This window comes from Myxococcales bacterium (genome assembly GCA_016720545.1).
GTDB lineage: Bacteria > Myxococcota_A > Polyangia > Polyangiales > Polyangiaceae > JAAFHV01.
The window spans coordinates 352,572-370,143 of record JADKKK010000005.1 but is presented as its reverse complement, the minus strand read 5'-3'; the positions used below and the strand labels follow the sequence as shown (position 1 = coordinate 370,143).

12 protein-coding genes are annotated in these 17,572 nt (G+C 73.4%); 8 read left to right on the top strand and 4 right to left on the bottom strand.

Going from position 1 to position 17,572, the window contains the following annotated elements:
• Positions 1-113: 113 nt before the first annotated feature.
• From IPQ09_13250 to mukB, 4 genes are all read left to right on the top strand, one after another.
• On the top strand, positions 114-2,045 hold the full coding sequence (locus IPQ09_13250; protein MBL0195175.1) for a protein kinase: 1,932 nt from the start codon (positions 114-116) through the stop codon (positions 2,043-2,045).
• A gap of 216 nt (positions 2,046-2,261) precedes the next feature.
• Positions 2,262-3,653, top strand: coding sequence for a condensin subunit MukF (locus tag IPQ09_13245; protein MBL0195174.1), 1,392 nt, complete (start codon positions 2,262-2,264; stop codon positions 3,651-3,653).
• Entirely contained in the window at positions 3,650-4,408 is a 759-nt protein-coding gene (locus IPQ09_13240; GenBank protein MBL0195173.1) for a chromosome partition protein MukE, read from the top strand. Before IPQ09_13245 ends, IPQ09_13240 begins: the two co-directional genes overlap by 4 nt.
• Complete coding sequence (gene mukB, locus IPQ09_13235) at positions 4,405-8,826, top strand: chromosome partition protein MukB (protein MBL0195172.1); 4,422 nt, start codon at positions 4,405-4,407, stop codon at positions 8,824-8,826. The genes IPQ09_13240 and mukB overlap by 4 nt, the downstream gene beginning before the upstream one ends.
• Before the next feature lie 42 nt (positions 8,827-8,868).
• Here mukB and IPQ09_13230 read toward each other — a convergent pair whose 3' ends face one another.
• Positions 8,869-9,417: a hypothetical protein gene (locus tag IPQ09_13230; protein MBL0195171.1), complete on the bottom strand. Its 549-nt coding sequence runs from the start codon at positions 9,415-9,417 to the stop codon at positions 8,869-8,871.
• Positions 9,418-9,616: 199 nt separating this feature from the next.
• On the opposite strand from IPQ09_13230, the gene IPQ09_13225 reads away from it, so the two are divergent.
• From IPQ09_13225 to IPQ09_13210, 4 genes are all read left to right on the top strand, one after another.
• Positions 9,617-10,606 carry a hypothetical protein gene (locus tag IPQ09_13225; GenBank protein MBL0195170.1) on the top strand — a complete coding sequence of 330 codons (990 nt, stop codon included), beginning with the start codon at positions 9,617-9,619 and terminating at the stop codon, positions 10,604-10,606.
• Between the two features lie 86 nt (positions 10,607-10,692).
• On the top strand, positions 10,693-12,720 hold the full coding sequence (metG, locus tag IPQ09_13220; protein ID MBL0195169.1) for a methionine--tRNA ligase: 2,028 nt from the start codon (positions 10,693-10,695) through the stop codon (positions 12,718-12,720).
• A 268-nt stretch (positions 12,721-12,988) separates the two neighbouring features.
• Positions 12,989-13,339, top strand: a complete 351-nt coding sequence (locus tag IPQ09_13215) for a hypothetical protein (protein MBL0195168.1) — start codon at positions 12,989-12,991, stop codon at positions 13,337-13,339.
• A 40-nt stretch (positions 13,340-13,379) separates the two neighbouring features.
• Complete coding sequence (locus tag IPQ09_13210; protein MBL0195167.1) at positions 13,380-14,474, top strand: hypothetical protein; 1,095 nt, start codon at positions 13,380-13,382, stop codon at positions 14,472-14,474.
• Positions 14,475-14,573: 99 nt separating this feature from the next.
• Here the strand turns inward: IPQ09_13210 and IPQ09_13205 are convergent, their stop codons facing one another.
• From IPQ09_13205 to IPQ09_13195, 3 genes are all read right to left on the bottom strand, one after another.
• Entirely contained in the window at positions 14,574-15,443 is an 870-nt protein-coding gene (locus IPQ09_13205) for a hypothetical protein (GenBank protein MBL0195166.1), read from the bottom strand.
• A gap of 96 nt (positions 15,444-15,539) precedes the next feature.
• Complete coding sequence (locus IPQ09_13200) at positions 15,540-16,112, bottom strand: hypothetical protein (protein MBL0195165.1); 573 nt, start codon at positions 16,110-16,112, stop codon at positions 15,540-15,542.
• A gap of 65 nt (positions 16,113-16,177) precedes the next feature.
• On the bottom strand, positions 16,178-17,491 hold the full coding sequence (locus IPQ09_13195) for a thymidine phosphorylase (GenBank protein ID MBL0195164.1): 1,314 nt from the start codon (positions 17,489-17,491) through the stop codon (positions 16,178-16,180).
• Positions 17,492-17,572 lie beyond the last annotated feature (81 nt).

Sequence of the window (17,572 nt, the reverse complement as noted above, 5' to 3'; positions counted from 1 at the left end):
GCCCGCGCCGCGGTGCCGAGCTGAGCCTTCGGGGTCGTCGAGCAAAAGTTCCCGCTCTCGGCAAACCCTCGATACGATGAGGGCGCGGCGGAGCGGCCGCTCAGAAGACACCTGTGGACCGCACGTCGTTCAACCAGACTCTCGATCTCGTGCAAGAGGCCCTGGGCGATCGCTACCTCGTGACGGGGCCGCTCGCACAAGGAGGCATGTCGCTGCTGCTGCGCGGGCGCCAGACGCTGCTCGACCAGCCCGTCGCGATCAAGGTCATGCACGCGCAGGCGGTAGGCAACCGCTCCCTCCGCGACAGGTTCGTGCGCGAGGCGCGCATTCTGGCGAGCCTGCAGGCACCGCAGGTGTCGCGGGTGTACGACGCCGGGGCGCTGAAGGACGGGCGGCTCTACCTCGTCATGGAGTTGCTCCAGGGCGAGAACCTCGAGGCCATCTCCGAACGAGGGCCCCTCGCGCTCGGTCTCGCCGCCAGGCTGCTCATGCAGGTGTGCGACGGTCTCATCGCGGCCCACGACAAAGGGATCGTGCACCGGGATCTGAAGCCCGAGAACGTGTTCATCGTGCCGGACGCGTCCGGTCAGATGTGCGCGAAGCTCATCGACTTCGGCATCGCGAAGGACGCTTCGGACCAGAAAGAGGTGACCGGCACCTACACGATCGTCGGCTCCCCGCTCTACGTGCCGCCGGAGCAGATCGCTTCGTCGCGCACCGTGGACAAGCGCGCCGACATCTGGGCGATGGGCATCATGCTCTACCAGCTCGTGCTCCAGCGTCACCCGTTCGAGGACGCTTCGCTCGCGCTCTTGCTGAACAAGATCCAGAACGAGCCCCTGCCGCCGTTCCCCCCCGACTCGGATCCGATGTTCGAGCTCATCGTGGAGCGGTGCCTGGCGAAGGACCCGGACGACCGCTACCCCACCGCGAACGAGCTCAAGGAGGCCCTGGCGTCCCTCGCCGACCAGGAGCCAATCGATCACGACGAGGACATGCCGACGATCGGCCCGCGGCCAGCGCCGCGAGCCGATACGCCGACCGCGAGCCCGCCGCCCGAGCACAAGGAGCTGGCGGCGCCTCCGAGAAAGCCGAGCCCGCCGGCCGCCGTGGCGCCGCGCCCAAAGCCACGCGATCCCCGTGAAGAGCCCGTCAGCGCGCCCGGCGACGACTTGCAGCCGGTCTCGAGCACGGAGAACACGTTGCTGCGACCTCCGCCCGCGACCGCGCCCGCGAGGCCACCGAGCGAGGCGGCCCCGGTCCACGACGCGGCGCCTGACGCGCGCCCCCCCACGCCGAACGACGAGCCCACGATCGACGTGTCGTCGACCCTCCCCTCCCCGGGGCAACCCAGCGTGAACCGGCCGCGTCCCGCGCAGTCGCCCACCCCACCGCCTGCGCCGGCGCAGCCGTCCAAGCCAGCGCCGCCAGCGCCGCCGGCGCCCCCCCGGGCTTTGGCCCCCACCCCACACGCTCCACCCCCCGCGCCCGCGCAGGCCGCCACCCCAAGCGCGCCCCCGCAGCCTCAGAGCCCGCCGTCGCCGCAGGGCCAAGCGCCGCCAATGCCACAGCCGGCGCCACCGCACGGCCCGCCGCCGCAGGGCCCGCCGCCCGCGCCGCAGGCCCAGCTGCACGCCGCTCCCGGTGGGACTCCCCAGCCGCCGCAAGGCTTCTCGGCGCAGGGCCAGGACCCGAACGCCGCCCCGGGGGGGCGCCCGATCCCCGCCCAGACCCCACCCCCGCAGGGGCAAGCCGGGTTCGCGCAGGGCGGGCCGCCTCCGGCCCGGCCCGGGCACCAGACGATCCCGCTGGGACGCCCGCCGGCCGGGGCGCGGAGCTCGCGGGGCCACACGGTGCCCCTCATGCCGGGCGTCGGGGGCGGCGCGCCCCGAAGCGCGCCAGTGTTCGCCGAGCCTCTCCCGCCGCCGCGCGCGCAAGTGCCCACGGTCATCGTCGAGCGTCGCACCGCGCTCTGGCCCTACGTAGCGCTCGGTGTGGGCATCGTCCTGGTCGTCGCGTCGATCGCGTTCGCGGTCACGCGGTGAGGCCTCGGAGCGCGCCGCGAGCACGAGCGCCTCGTGCGGCGCCGCTTCGTCACCGGTGGCAGCGCTGACCGCGCGCGGTCGCTCGAGAGGCCGAGCTCCCGAATCGACGCGCGCTGCCGCTCCAGAGCCGCGTCGCAGGACGCGCAACGGGCCCTCTTCGCGTGGATCCGGTGAGCCCGCTTGTCCTGCCGTGGCGATCTCGGATAGTCCGACGGGGTGACCGACGCCGCTGACGACCACGACCACGACCGCACGAGCGACCCCACGGCCGCCTCGCCGGTCGCCGAGCGCGACGCACGGGCCGCGCTCGTCGCCCTCGCGCGGCGTCAGCCGACCCTCGACCTCGGCGCGGTCGATCTCCTGTTCCTGGCGGCGCTCCACCTACGCGGCGTCCGCTCGGCGCTCTCCAGCTTCGACGAACCGCAGCTCTATGACGTGTTCGACGAGGTCTCGGCCCTCGCCGAGGCCGCGCCCGAGGGTCGGAGCCGGGCGCGCGCGACCCACGCGATCCGACGCCTCCGCGAGCAGCACACCCTCGCCCGGGTCGACCACGCGGGCGTCCTACGGCGCGGCGAGTACTCCCTGACGCGGCTCGGCGCGGCCGTGGCCGAGTTCTTCCTCGAAGACGACGCCCTCACCCGGGAGAACCTGCCGCTCCTCACGTCGACGCTGCTCGCGAGCCTCGAGGCGGTCGAGCGAGCCGCGCACCGGGCCACCACCGAGAGCGAGTGGGAGGCGACCGTCACGGCCCCACTCCGAGTGACGGTCGCCGATCTCGTGGCGGGCATCCAGCGCAGACAGCGCGGCTTCGACCTGCAGCAGGAGGAGCTGCGCCACGAGGTCGGCGAGCTGCTCAAGGCAGACTGGTTCGGCGCCGTCGAGCGCTGCGAGGGCCTGCTCGAGTCCACGGGCAAGACGCTGCGCGAGCTCGGCGACGTGCTCATGCGCGACACCCACGCGGCCCAGGCGCGCCTCCAAGACATCCAGGACATCGCGGCCAGCGCCGGCGCGGGCCTCGCCGAGACCGCGGCACGCGCCGTCATGGACCAGATCGACCGCGTCGCGGCCTGGGGCTCGGCACGCCAGCGCGGCTTCTCGGAGTACTACCAGTACGTCCACCGCTTCCTGCGCGACGTCGTGCGCCTCGACCCCACGCGCGCGGTGACCCAGCGCCTGCGCGACCAGCTCGCCGGTCGGCTCGGTCGCAGCTTCTCGCTGCTCGTCGCGCTGGAGGCCCCGCCCACGCTGCTGCGCGAGGGGACCCACGTGCCCGACCCTGGCCCACCGCCGCGGCGCCCCAAGAAGCCGCGCGAGGCCGCGCTCGAGGAGCGCGAGCCCCCGCCCGATCCACGCGAGGTGCTGCAGGGCAAGGTGAGCGCGGCGCTCGCCGACGGCGCGCGCTCCCTCGCGGAGGTCGTCCGCGTGACCACACGCGACGTGGAGACGGACGCACGCTTCGTCGAGGCGGGGCGTATCGCGGAGGCCGTGGGGCGCCTCGCGCGGCCGCTCGCCCGCGCCGAGCGCCCCTGGGTGCCGACGGACGACGGCTTCGAGCTCGAGGAGTGGCCCCTGATGCGCGAGCGCGCGAGCGCGGCCGGAGAGAGATGAGCACGACCCGCTTCGAGAGGCTCGAGGACGTCATCCTCGAGCCGGTCTTCCCCGACGTCGATCTCGCGCTCCGCCGCGGCAGACACATCGGCGCCGACGAGCTTGCGTTCTACACATTTCTCGTGGACGCGCGCGAGCACCTCGAGCCGCTCTACCGCCGCTACGGCTGCGAGCTCGTCTACAAGGCCGACGGGTACTTCTACCTGCTCCCCACCTCGGAGAAGCTCGGGCGGCGGCACCTCCGCCCCACCGAGATGCTGGTCGGGCAAGCGCTCGCGCTGCTCTACCTCGATCCGCGCACCGTCGAGCAGGGCGGCGTCGTCGGGCGCGACGAGGTGCTCGGGCAGCTCGCCACGGTGCTCGGCACCGACGATCTCGTGCGCGCCTTCAACCCGCAGAAGAAACGCCTCGACGAGCGCGTCGCGGAGGAGGGCGTGCGCACGAAGGTCACCGAGGCCGTTCGTCGCCTCGCCGCGCTCGGGTTCGTCGCCGTCGCCGACGATGGACGCACCAAGCTCCGCCCCGCGCTGCTGCGGTTCGCCGAGCCGGCGCGCCTCGCCGAGCCACCGGAGGTGGTCCTCGCGAGGCTAGCCTCCGAAGGCGAGGTCGTGCTCACCGACGGCGACGACGTCCCACCGGACGACGACGTCGCGCTCGGCGACGACACCGAGGCGCCGGAGGACGGCGACACCCTCGAAGCTCGCGAAGCGGAAGACGGGGGCTTCGAGCCGGAGGACGGGGAGCCCGCCCCATGAGACGCGCACGCGCTACAGCGCTCGCGCTCGTCAACTGGAAGGGCGTCTTCTACGAGCGCTACGAGCTCGACCCGCGGGTCACCGCGCTCGAGGGCGCCAACGGCTCCGGGAAGACCACCGTCATGGTCGCGGCCTACGTGGTGCTGATGCCCGACATGACCCGCCTGCGCTTCTCGAGCGTCGGCGAGAGCAGCGGCGCCGGCGCGGACAAGGGCCTCTACGGCAGGCTCGGCGAGCCGGGGAGCCCCTCGTTCGCCGCGCTGGAGGTCGAGGTCGATCACGGGCGGCGCGTGGTGCTGGGCGTGTGCCTGACTCGCAAGGCCGAGCCCACGGTCGAGCTCACGCCCTTCCTCGTCACGGGCACGGACCTCCAGGGCAGCCTGAAGGGCCTCTTGCTCGGCTCCGACGGGGAGCACGACGTGCTGCCCACGCTCGCCGAGGTCAAGGCGGCGGGGGAACGCCTCGGCGGCCACGTCGAGATCTTCGCGTCGGCCAAGGACTACTTCGCGGCGCTCTTCGACCACGGCATCACGCCGCTGCGCCTCGCGTCCGACGAGGACCGGGCGAAGCTCAACGAGATGCTCCGCACGAGCATGACGGGCGGCATCTCGCGCGCGCTCACGGGGGAGCTGCGATCGTTCCTCCTGCGCGAGGAGCCGGGCCTCGGCGAGACCCTCACCCACATGCGCGCCAACCTCGACGCGTGCCACCGCACCCGCGCGGAGGTCGCGGAGGCGCGCGTCCTCGAGCGCGAGCTCTCGGCCGTGTACGAGGCGGCCCGCGCGACGCTCGACGCCACCCTCACCGCCGTCGCGACCGCCGCGCGCGAGGCGGAGGCGGAGACCCGCGCCGCGGAGGGCGCCGCGGCGGAGAGCGAGCTCGCGGCCCGCGCGCTCCGCGAAGAGGCGGACGCGCTCGGCCTCGAGGTGACCCGCGCGAACGAAGCGCTGCACGCGGCGCGTGCGCTCGCGGAGCACTCCACTTCACTCGCCGAGCGCACCGCGCGAGCGCTCGAGGCCTCCGAGCGGAGCCGCGCCGCGGCCGAGACGCTCGGCCTGGCGGACGCCCGGAGCGAGACGACCCGCGCCGACCTCGAGGGCCGCGTCCGGGGCCGCGAGGTCGCCCGCGACGCGCGCGATCGCGCCCGAGACGCCTACGACCGGACCGCGCGCGGGCTCGCCGATCTCCAGGCCGGTCTCGGGGATCTTCACGTGAGCGCGCAGGCAGCGCGGCAGCAGCGCGAAGCGCTCGCGGAAGCCTGGGAGCTCTTGGCGACGACGACCGCGGAGCCCTCCGACGCCCCGCGCCTGCTCGAAGAGGCGTCGCGTCGCCTCGGCGCGCTGGACGAGGCGCGCGTGCGCGTGGAGCGAGAGCTCGCGACGGCCAGCCGAAGAAAAGACGAACACTCACGTGCACTTACAGCACTTCGTGCGCTCGCCCCGGAGTCCTCCGGCGATGACCCCTACGCGGAGGCTCGCGCCGTGCTCGCGCGCCTGGCAGAGGCCGAGGGCCGCGTGGCCCGGCTGCCCGACCTCGAGCGGCGCGCCGTCGAGGCGCGCGCGCTCGCCGAGCGGCAGTCGGCGGCGCGCGCGCGTGCGGCCCGGCTCTTTCCCGAGCTCGCGGAGCTGGCGCCCGACGCGGGGGCGCGGCTCGAGGCCCTGAGGCTCCCGCTCGAAGAGCGCTTCCAGGCCGCCGAGGCGGCGGCGGCCGAGCAGACCGTGCGAGCCCTGGCCCTCGAGCACGAGCGCGCCGACGCCACCGCGAGGGCCGGGGCGATCCGCGTCTCGGCCGAGCGCTACGCCCGCGCGCACGCCCTCGCCGAGGGGCTCGCGGACGCGCTCACGGCCGCGGGGCGACCCACTCGAGCGATCACCACACAGAGCGAGGGCGCGGCCGCGCGGGCGGCGCTCGACGAAGCGCTGGGCGGGAGCCGCGACGCCGTGCGTGCACGACGTGCCGAGCGCGAGCGGGTGCGGCACGAGATCGAGGCCATCGAGCGGCACGCGGGCGGAGGGCAGGAGCCCGATCTGCTGCGCCTGCGCGACGAGCTCGACGGCGAGCTGCTCTCGCTGCGCTACGAGGACCTCGAGCTCGGCGAGGCCGCGCGGAAGGAAGCCGCCCTCGGTCCGCTCGTCGGCGCGCTCGTGGTCGACTCGCCCGAGCACGCGCTGCGCGCGATCGTCGGCAAGCCCCGCGAGGCGGCGACGGTGTTCCTCGTGCGCCCCGACGCGGAGGTGGGGGCGCAGACCATCGTCGGAGAGTCGCAGGGCGACGTCGTGGTCGCCGAGCCGTACGGCTTCCGCGTCACGCGCATCGAGCGTGAGCCCCGCCTCGGCGCGCGCGCACGAGCCCAGCGCGCGAACGCCCTGCGCGAGGAGCTCGCGCGGCTCGACGCCGCCATCGCCGACGCCGAGCGGCGCGCCGAGCGGCTAGAGGGGGCGCGCTCTTCGCTCGACACTCTGTTCGTCGACTTGGCCGTGCTCGAAGCCGGCGCGCCGACCGAGGAGCTCGCGCGAGCCAGTGCCCGCGCGGCGCACGCCGAGGCCGAGCTCGTCACCTGCGCGGCGTCGCTCGCGGCCACTCGACAGCTCGTGAGCGAGCTCCGACCTCGCGTCGAAGCGCTCCGTTCGCTCGCGAGCGAGGCCCTCTTCCTCGAGCCGCCAGACCACGGAGCGCTCGCGGACGCGCTCGCCACGGAGCTTGGCCTCGCGCGGGAAGAGGTCCCGACCGGTCACCAAAAAGACACACACAAACAATTACTTAGCTCACTCATTCACTCGCTCGCCGAGGGGCTCCCGCCGGAGGACGGCGCGCTCCGGAGCGAGCAGGAGACCCTGCGCGGCGAGCGCGACCGCGTGTTTCGCCTCCAGCGAGCGCTGACGTCGGCCGTGGAGGCCGGGGCGCGCGTGGTCCACGTGGACGCCGAGCGCGTGCTCTCGGCGCGCGCCGAGATCGTCCCGGCGCTCGAGGCGAGCCACTCGGCCGCGCGCGACGAAGCGACCGCGGCGGAGTCCCGCGTGACCGAGGCCGAGCGCGCGTGGGAGGCAGGCGCCACCGCACACCAGCTCGCCGAGCTGGAGCGCGGCCGAGCGCAGGCGGAGCTCGATCGCGCCCGCGCCGATCTAGCGCGCGAGGACGTCGGCAGCGTCGGCCAGGACGCCCTCGAGCGAGCGGTCGCGACCGCCGAGGAGGCCCGTCGCGCGACGAGCGCCGCCGAGGCCACGGCGCGCGAGCTCGGGCGCGAACAGGCGGTCCGAGCGGAGCGCGCGGTGGCCGGAGCTCGGCTCCACGAGGCGCGCGTACGCGACGCGGCGCGCGTGCGCGAGCGGCTCGTCCCGGCGAAGGCCCTCCTCGACACGCTGGCCGATGAGGTGCAGGCGGGGGGCGTGAGCTGGCCCGAGCCCGTGGGGGGCGATCCCGCGACGCTCTTCGCCGAGGCACGCGGCCAAGGCCAGGTGCTCGCCGAGCGCCTCGGTCGCGCGCGCGCAGGGACCGAGCTCGCCGAGGCGCTCCGAGAGCGACTGCTCACCCCCGACAACGACGCGCTCGCCCGGTCGGCGCTGGCCGCGTGGCGCGACGTGGTGGCCTGGCTCCAGCGGCGGCTGCCGCTCGCCATCTCCGCCCTCGCCGACCCCACGCGCGCGCTCCTCCGGCTGCGCGACGATCTCTCGTCGCTCGAGTCGCGCCTAGGTCACCAGGAGACCGAGCTCCGCGGCGCCTCGGAAGACGTCGCCCGCGGCATCGACGTGCAGCTCCGACGCGCGCGATCGCAGGTGCGCCGCCTGAACCAGAGCCTCGCGGGCGTCCGCTTCGGCAGCATCGGCGGGATTCGCATCCAGATGACGCGTGTAGAGCGCATGGATCAGGTGCTCTCCGCGCTCCGCGAGGGGCAGAGCCAAGACCTGCTGTTCGACCCGCGCATGCCGGTGGAGGAGGCGCTCGCCGAGATCTTCCGGCGCCACGCAGGCGGCAAGGCCGGCAGCCAGCGCATCCTCGACTACCGCGAGTACCTCGAGCTCTCGGTCGACGTGCAGCGCGCGGGCAAGAGCGAGTGGGAGGCTGCGTCGCCGGCCCGCCTGTCGACCGGCGAGGGCATCGGCGTAGGCGCGGCCATCCTCATGGTCGTGCTCACGGAGTGGGAGCGCGACTCGAACCTCCTGCGCACCCGCCGGCCGATGGGCTCGATGCGGTTTCTGTTCCTCGACGAGGCCAATCGGCTGTCGCAGGACAACCTCTCGGTGCTCTTCGACCTGTGCCAGACGCTCGAGCTTCAACTGCTCGTCGCCGCACCCGAGGTGTCGCGGGCGGAGGGCGCGACCACGTACCGCCTCGTGCGACGCACCGACGAGAGCGGGCGCGACGAGGTGCTGGTCAGCGGGAGGCGCGCGCTCCGCGAGAGCGCGCCCGCGGAAGGCTGACGCCAGGCCGGCGTGCCTGACGCCCGAGGCGGACGGCTCGGCTCAGCCGCCGCCACCGTCGAGATCGAGCCCGGCCGGAATGCATTGGGCCGAGCAATCTCTCTGGAGGCACGCGGCGATGGCGAGGCCCTGGGTTTGCACGCTCGTGGGCGCGCCCTGGAGCGGGCCCGCGCAAGCGAAGAGCGACGCCTGCGTGACGCCCCCCGGCTGCTTGAGCACGCACTCGAGCACGCCGATGACGGGCCCCTGGCACGCGCAGTCCTTCACACACGAGTCGAGCTCGGCCTTGCACTTCGACTTCGCGCAGCCGACGCAGACGCCCGTGGAGAGCCCCGCGTCGCCGACGGACGCGTCGGGCACGTCCTTGAAGGGATCGATCGTGGGGTCGCAGGCAGGCGCCGTGTCCTTGACCACGACGTCCTTGGCCGCGTCGACCGGCGCGACGTCGGCCGCGACGTCGGCCACGGACACGTCGGCGGGGGCCACGCCCGCGTCGACCGGTGCTTCCGTACCGCCGCACCCCTGCGCGGTCACCATGGCCCCGAAGAGCCCCATCGCCACCAGCACCAACCCTACTCTTGCCCGCGTCATACTGACTCCTCCGCACGGAACCCGGCCCGCGACCACCACCATGTCACCTTTGCCGCGGAGCGACCAGGGCCGGGCGTGTCCCCAACGCGTCGCGTCATACCGGCGCCGATCTTCCAGACGGCACGCGAGGCCAAAGGCAGAGCGAAGTGCTACGTCTTTAAGGAGCGCGTTTACCGCGCGCGAGGAACGTCGGAGCGGCATGCAGAAGGCCACGCAGGACATCCGCTACCCGCTCGCCCCGTACCGCGTGGGCCGCGCGAGGAACGTCTCGCTGGTCGCGCTCGGCCTCGGCGGCTTGGCGTGCGCGGCGCTCGCCGGGTCAGGCTCGCGCGTCCTGCAGGCGCTCGCCGCGGTCCTGGTCGTGTCCGCGGTCGCGCTCGTGGCACGGCGTCTGCGGAGACCCGCGGCGACAGGCGCGCTCATCTGGCGGGGAGGCCGGCTCGTGCGCGAGCTCGACGGCGTCACGTCCGAGCTCCTCGACCTCGACGAGCCCTTCGGGCTCACGGTGCTCGGCAACCGGCGCCGCACGCGCGTGCTCCTCGCCTTCACCCGGCTGTCCGCCACGCGCTTCGTCTCGGTCCACCTCGACGAGGGCAGCGACGACACGCGCGCCGCGCTCGTGGCGCTCGCCGCGACCATTCCCGAGGGCGACGCCCTCGACGTGGACGGCGCCGACATAGGCCTCCACCCCGCCGACGCCCTCGCCCTCGTCCGCGCCCTCGAGCGCACCCACCCGCTCTCGCTTCGCTCGCTCTACCTCTCCACCTCGAAGGGCGATCCGCTCGTCCTCGCGGGGCACGACATCCACCTCGGCGCGCACAGCTTCGATCTGCGCGCGCCGCTCGAGTGGCGCCCGTTCGTGTTCCACGAGTCGTCCGGCGCGATCACCACGCTCTACCAGGCCACGTGGCTGCGGCAGCGCGGCGACGAGCTCGTCCTGGTCGCGCCCATGCCGCTCGACGTCATCCCCCGCTCCGGCTCGGCGCTGGGCGGCACCCCCGCCTCCGAGCTCCGCATCCTCGCGCAGACGAGCGAGGCGCCCCCGCCCCGCGAGCTCCGCGTCGCGATCGACCGAATGTTCATGCTGCCGCTGCGCCGGGCCCTCGACGCCGCTCCCCCCGCGAAGCGGGCGCCGAGCATCCCGCCCGCGACGCACCGCAAGGCCGCCCGCAGCTCCGCGGGCGACTGACACCTCTCGCCCAGCCTACGCGGCTTGGCGACTCGCCGACGCGCGAGCCCCGCGCCCTCGCGCGTTCGTGATAATGCGCGGAGCGCATGAGCCGCTTCGCCGTCACCACGCCCATCTACTACGTCAACGACGTGCCCCACCTCGGCACGGCCTACACGACCGTGTGCGCCGACGCGCTCCGAAGGGCGCACGAGCTCTTCGGTGACGCCACGTTCCTGCTCACCGGCACCGACGAGCACGGCCTCAAGATCGAGCGGCAGGCGACCGAGCGGGGCATGGCCCCGAAGGACTTCGTCGACGCCGCAAGCGCCCCGTTCCGCGCCGCGTGGCCGGAGCTGCTCGTGCGCCCCGACCACTTCGTGCGCACCACCGACGAGGCGCACAAGGCCTTCGTCGGCGCGCTATGGGAGAAGATCGCCGCCCGCGGCGACGACCTCTACGAGGGCTCCTACGAGGACTGGTACTGCGTCGGCTGCGAGTCGTTCAAGACCGAGAAGGAGCTCGAGCAGCCGGGCAATATGTGCACTCTACACAAGAAGCCGGTCGAGCGCCTGAAGGAGGACACGTACTTCTTTCGCCTGTCGCGCTTCCAAGAGCGCCTCCTCGCCCTCTACGAGGCTCGCCCCGACTTCATTCGCCCTCGCGAGCGACGCAACGAGGTCATCAGCTTCGTGAAGGAGGGGCTCCGCGATCTGTCCGTGTCACGCACGAGCTTCTCGTGGGGCGTCGGCGTGCCCGGCAACCCGCGCCACGTGATGTACGTGTGGTTCGACGCGCTCACGAACTACCTCTCTTCGCTCGAGGCCACCGCGAACACCGCGTTCTGGCCCAAGAAGGGCCACGACGCGACGCTCGTGCACCTCGTCGGCAAAGACATCCTGCGGTTCCATGCCGTGTACTGGCCAGCGTTCTTGTTCGCGGCGGGCTACTCGGAGGACGAGCTCCCCACCACGGTGTTCGCGCACGGCTTCCTCACGGTGGATGGCCAGAAGATGTCGAAGAGCCTGCGAAACGCGGTCGATCCGCTGCGCCTCGCGCGGGAGCTCGGGCCCGACGTGCTTCGCTATCAGCTCCTGCGCGGCGTCGCGTTCGGCCAAGACGGCGACTTCGATCACGCGGCCATGCTCGAGCGCTACAACGCCGACCTCGGCAAGAACCTGGGCAACCTCCTCCAGCGAACGCTCGGGCTCTGCACGAAGCTCACCGGCGGCAAGCGCCCCGCGTGGAGAGACCCCACGCCGCTCGAGACCGACCTCGTGCGCGACGTGGAGGAGTCGCTCCGCGCGGCGCGCGCGGCGTGGTCGACGCTCGAGATCCACCGGGCGCTCGAGCACACGTGGGAGGTCTCGTCGCGGGCCAACCAGTACGTCGACCGCGCGGCCCCGTGGGCGACGGCGAAGGCCGGCGACACGGCGCGCACCGAGACCATCCTCGCGACCCTGCTCGAGGTCCTGCGGCTCCTCGGCGTCGCCATCTGGCCCGCCATGCCCCAAAAGAGCGACGCGCTGCTCGCGCAGCTCGGCCTGGCGCCGCTCGCGCCGCTCCCGCTCGTGACCGGCGCAGACCTGTTCCCCACGACCTTCGCGCCGCTCCCCGGCGGCGAGCCCCTCGCCACCGGGACGCCCCTCTTCCCCATGTTCGACAAAGATCAGGTCGCCGCCCTGCTCGCGAAGCTCGCGCCCCCGAAGTCAGAGCCCGAGGCGAGCGCGGCCCCCGAGAAGACCTCCGCCACCGCGCCGGCGAAGGCGCAAGGCAAGCCCGACGACGCGCCAGCCGAGCCCTCGGCGCCCATTACGTACGACGACTTCGCGCGGGTCGAGCTGCGGGTTGGCCTCGTCACGGCCTGCGAGCGCGTGCCGAAGAAGGACAAGCTCCTCCGCCTCACGGTCGACCTCGGCGAGCCCACCGCGCGCACCATCGTCGCCGGTCTCGCGCAGACCTTCACCCCGGAGGCCCTCACCGGGCAGCGCGTCGTGGTCGTCGCGAACCTCGCGCCGCGCGACTTCGGCAAGGGCCTCGTGTCGCACGGCATGGTGCTCGCCACGGGCCCGTCGGACGCGCTCGTCCTCGCGACCGCGCCGGAGACGGCGGCGCCGGGCGCGAGGCTCAAGTAGGCGCGAGGCTCACTTCTTCAAGAGGTCGGTCGCCCACACCCACGCGAAGCCACCGAGGGTGGGCATGGCAGCGCGAAGGGCACGCCGACACATCCCGGCAGGCACGACCCGGCGCACGCCATCGCGCACGCGGACGCGCGGCGGGGCCCGGCGACGGCGCAGCGCGCGCGAGCGAAGGCACCGGCGGAGGGTAGCGCGCCGCGGCCGCGCGGGCGCGAGCGGAAGAGGGCGGCTCGACGCGGCGCCCGATTTGTAGCACATTGTGGGCATGAAGCGCTCGTTCACGGCCCTGGTGGCTGCGCTGCTCGTCCTCGGGGCGCTTGCGCCCGGCGCGGGCGCCGAGCCCGCGCAGCCCGAGCCTGGCGCCATGCCCGGAGGGATGCCCGCCTGCGTGAAGCTCACGGGCGAGGCTCAGATGGGCGCGTACGGCTACAACCACGTGGTGCGCGTGCAGAACGGCTGCACCCAGGGCGCCGATTGCCTGGTGGCCACGTCGGTGGACCCCACGCCCGCGGCGCTGAAGGTCGCCGCGCAGACCTCGGCCGAGCTCATCGTCCGTGTGGGCTCTCCGGCGCGTGTCTTCACCCCGACGGGCACCTGCCGCCTCGTCACGCGCTGAGACCTCACGCGGAAGACCCCGCTTCCGCTATGGTCCGCCCATGTCCGCCCAGCCGACTACGTGCGAGCACTGCGCCGTCGAGGGCACGTTCCTCCGCGCCGGCAAGTACCCCGAGGACAAGGGCGCCGAGGTCCACTACGGCGTCGCCTGGCGTTGCCCTGGCTGCGACGAGGTCAGCCTCGATCTATGCCCGGTCGCCGCCGTCGAGCCCACCGCGGCCTCGTGCCTCAACTGCGGGGGCGCACGCCCCGCCGACGACGCGCTCGCGTGCCCCGCGTGCGGGATGTCCGCGGCCGAAGCGCTCGCGTTCCTCCACGTCGACGATCCCGCGGGGCGCACGGTCGAGGCGGCCGAGGCGTCGTTCGACGCGGGCCTCTACCGGCGCGGCTTCGCCCTGCTCGACCTGCTCCTCTGGGCCACGCCAGACGACGCCGAGCTCTGGCGCGCGAAGGGCACACACTACCAAATCCTGAAGCTCAACCACGCCGCCGCCGTGTGCTACGAGCGCTCGCTCGCCCTTGAAAATAGCCCGCTGCTCGAGATCGCGCTCGCCTGCGCGCGGAGCGCCGAGGGTGATCACGCGGGCGCGCTCTCGCTCTACGACGGGCTCGTACGCACGTCCACGGATCCGGAGATCCTCGCGGTCGCGCACGCCAACCGAGGCAACCTCCACGAGGCCGACGGCTCGGTCGTCTCCGCCATGGCCGACTACGAGGCAGCGCTCGGCCACGAGCCAGGTCGCGTCACTCACTATCAGAACTACGCCCGCCTCCACTCGCGGCGAAAGCACTGGGACAAAGCCCTCGAAGTTCTGCGCCGGGGCCTCAAGGTCGCGAAAGACGCGGAGCGGATCCCCCTCCTCGTCGAGACCGCGCGCGCGCACAACGAGCTCGAGGACGCCGCGGCCGGGCTCGCGGCAGCCGACGAGCTGCTCGCGATCCAAGAGGACCACCCGCGCGGGCTGTTTCACCGCGCGTGGGCCCTCGGTCTCGTGGGCCGGCTCGACGAGGCGGCCGCCGATCTCGAGCGCCTGCTCGACGTGGACCCCACCAGCAAGGACGGCAAGAAGGCGCTCGCCAAAATCGAGGCGGCGCGCGAGAAGGCAAACCGCCCGTGGTGGAAGCTCTGGGGATGACCACGCGGCCTCCCCCGCACGGAGAATGAGTGCATACTGCATGTTTCGAGCCCCGCCCGGCGACGCGCGCTTCGGGCCAGGGTCGGCGCGCCGGCTCCCTCAGGCCAACATGATCACGCGCTCCCTCAGGCCGACCGGCAGCTGGTTTCGGGCGGCGAGGATGTCGGCGCGCGCGTATTTCATGCTGAAGTGCTTGAGCACGACGTGCGGGCTCGCGAGCGCCTCGGGGGCGCGGAGATAGAGCGCCGCGAGCTCCTCGAGGTGGGTGTGACCGTACTTCGCGCTCACCTCGGGGGAGGTCCCGGTGAGGTGGGTGGCCTCGAGGAAGAGCACGTCGCTCTGGCCCACCTCGGGGTGCCGCTCGAGCGTGTCGATCGTGCTGTCGCCGACGTAGGTGAGAACGGCGCGCTCGTGGAACGAGTGGAGCTCCTCGCCGGCGGCGCGCGCGTCACGGAGGGCCTCGCCGGGGAGCCCAACGAACTTGTCGAGGAGCTTCCGGCGCGTCTCGAGCACCGTGTAGCCGCGCGAGGGCAGCCGATGCGTCACGTCGAACGCATGCACGCGGTGCCGGGGGGAGAGCGCGAAGGTGTCCCCCGGCGACACGCCGCGCACGCAGGCCTCGAGGTCGGCGTCGCGCTTGCCCTCGAGGCGCTCGTAGGCGCGGAGCATCGCGATCATGGGCTCGCGGCTCTCCTCGGGCAGATAGACGCGAGAGGGGCGCGCGCCCGTCATCGCGCGGAGGGAGAGGTGGCGCACGACGCCGAGGGAGTGGTCTTGGTGGGCGTGCGAGAGCAGCACGTTTCGGAGGCGGCTCACCTCGACCGTGCAGTGCCCGAGGTCGAAGCACGCGTCGAGCGACGGCACCGCGATCCACGTGGCGAGCCCCGAGATGCTGAACGCGGTCACGTCGAGCGCGCCCAGAGTGAGGGCGAGCCCACGGCCCGGATCGTGGAGCTCGTGACGCGACATCGCGGACGAAGGTAGCAGGGGCGCGCCCCCACAGACGCGCAGGAAGGCGACGCGGGCGGAAGCCGAAGGCCGGGCACTCGCGCCCGACCGAGGCGCTCAGCGTCGGCGCCGGCGCCCGGCCGAGATCCCCACGAGACCGAGGATGGCGAGCGTGGCGAGCGTCGAAGAAGACGCCGATCCTGGGGCCGAGTCACAGCCGCCGCACCCCCGAACCTTCGTGGCGTCGCTGGGAGCCCCAACGGCGCCCGACGGGGCGGCGGGGGTCGCGGGAGCGGCCGGCGCGGGATCCGCACCGTGCAGCGCGTCGTCCGCGCCCATCCCCGCCGGCAGCTTGCAGTAGAGCGTGTCTCCTCGGTAGTTTCGCGTGAGCGGACAGATCCACGTGTATCCTGCACTCTTCTGCTCGGCGTCGCGTTTGCTCGAGGCCTCTCCCGGGGAAGAGCTCACTCCGCTGAACGGGCCGACCACCCGGCACGGCGACGGGCCCAGCGCCGGCGCCTTCGCGACGATGCGCCGCGCCACCGCCGCCTCGACGCAGGCCTTCACCTGGTCGTCGGGCGGGGGAATGTCGGCGCGCGCCGACGTGGAGAGGGTGAGCGTTACGAGCAGGGCCGCAAAGGGCGACACGAGCAGCGAAGGGCCGACGGCGACGAAGAACGGCGAGCGCATTTCCCCATCGTCGCACGTGGGCCCGGTCGTGGGGTGAGAAGCAACCGAAGCGCGACGCGGGGGCGCTACGCCGTGACGCGACCGGCCACGAGCGGGAGCCGCGTGGGCGCCTCGACGCCAAGCTCGAACGCCGCCGCCACGCGCGCGCGGAGGCCCTCGGCGTCCTGGCCAGGGCGCAAGTGGAGCGTCGCGAGCGGCTCGCCGGCGGCCACGGGCTCCCCGGGCTTCTTCGCCAGCGTGACACCCACGCCGAAGTCGACCGCCTGATCCGCGCGCGTGCGGCCCGCGCCCATCGCGACGCCAGCGAGGCCCACCGCGAGCGCGTCGATCCCCGTCACGAAGCCGCCGCGCGTCGCGAGCACCTGCACCTTCTCGGGCGCGAGCTCGAGGCGGGAGGGCTCGGCGACCACGCGCGCGTCACCGCCCTGCGCGGCCACCATGCGCTCCATCGTGCGGAGCGCGGCGCCGCTCGCGATGGCCTCGTCGATCCGCGCGTCGGCCTCCTCGGCCGTGGCGGCGACCCGGCCGAGCTGGAGCATCTCGCGAGCCAGCACGCGGGTGCACTCGACGAGGTCGCTCGGCCCCTCTCCGTGGAGCACCTCGAGCGCCTCGCGCGTCTCCGACGCGTTGCCGATCTCGCGCCCGAGCGGCGCGTCCATGCGGGTGAGCAGCGCGACGACGTGCTTGTTCGCCCCCGTGCCCACGCGAACGAGCGCCTCGGCCAGCGCGCGCGCGCGGGCCTCGTCTTTCATGAACGCGCCGCTGCCGACCTTCACGTCGAGCACGAGCCCGTCGATGCCCTCGGCGAGCTTCTTCGACAGGATGCTCGCCACGATGAGCGGGATGCACTCGACCGTCGCGGTCACGTCGCGCAGCGCGTAAATGCGCTTGTCCGCCGGAGCGATGTCCTTCGTCTGGCCGATCATGCAGGTGCCCACCTCGGACACGATCTTCACGAAATCGGCGGTGGGCAGATCGGTGCGAAAGCCCGGGATCGCCTCGAGCTTGTCGAGCGTGCCGCCGGTGTGGCCGAGCCCGCGGCCGCTCACCATGGGCACCGGCACGCCACACGCCGCGACCAGGGGCGCGAGGCAAATCGAGACCTTGTCGCCGACGCCGCCGGTCGAGTGCTTGTCGACCTTCACGCCCGGCACGTGGGAGAGGTCGAGCACGGTGCCCGAGTGGAGCATGGCCTCGGTGAGCGCCACGGTCTCGTCGTCCGACAGGCCGCGCAGGAACGACGCCATGAGGAAGGCGCTGAGCTGGTAGTCGGCGATCTCGCCGCGCTGGAAGTCGGCGATGATGCGCGCGATCTCGTCGCGGCTGAGGGGGTGGCCGTCGCGTTTGGCGGCGATGAGCTCGACGATGCTGCGCTTCATGGGCGCGAGAGCCTAGCCGGGAACGCAGAAAAGGGGAGGTATTCCCCTACGATTTCGGCGCGTTTCGCCGTAGGCTGCGGC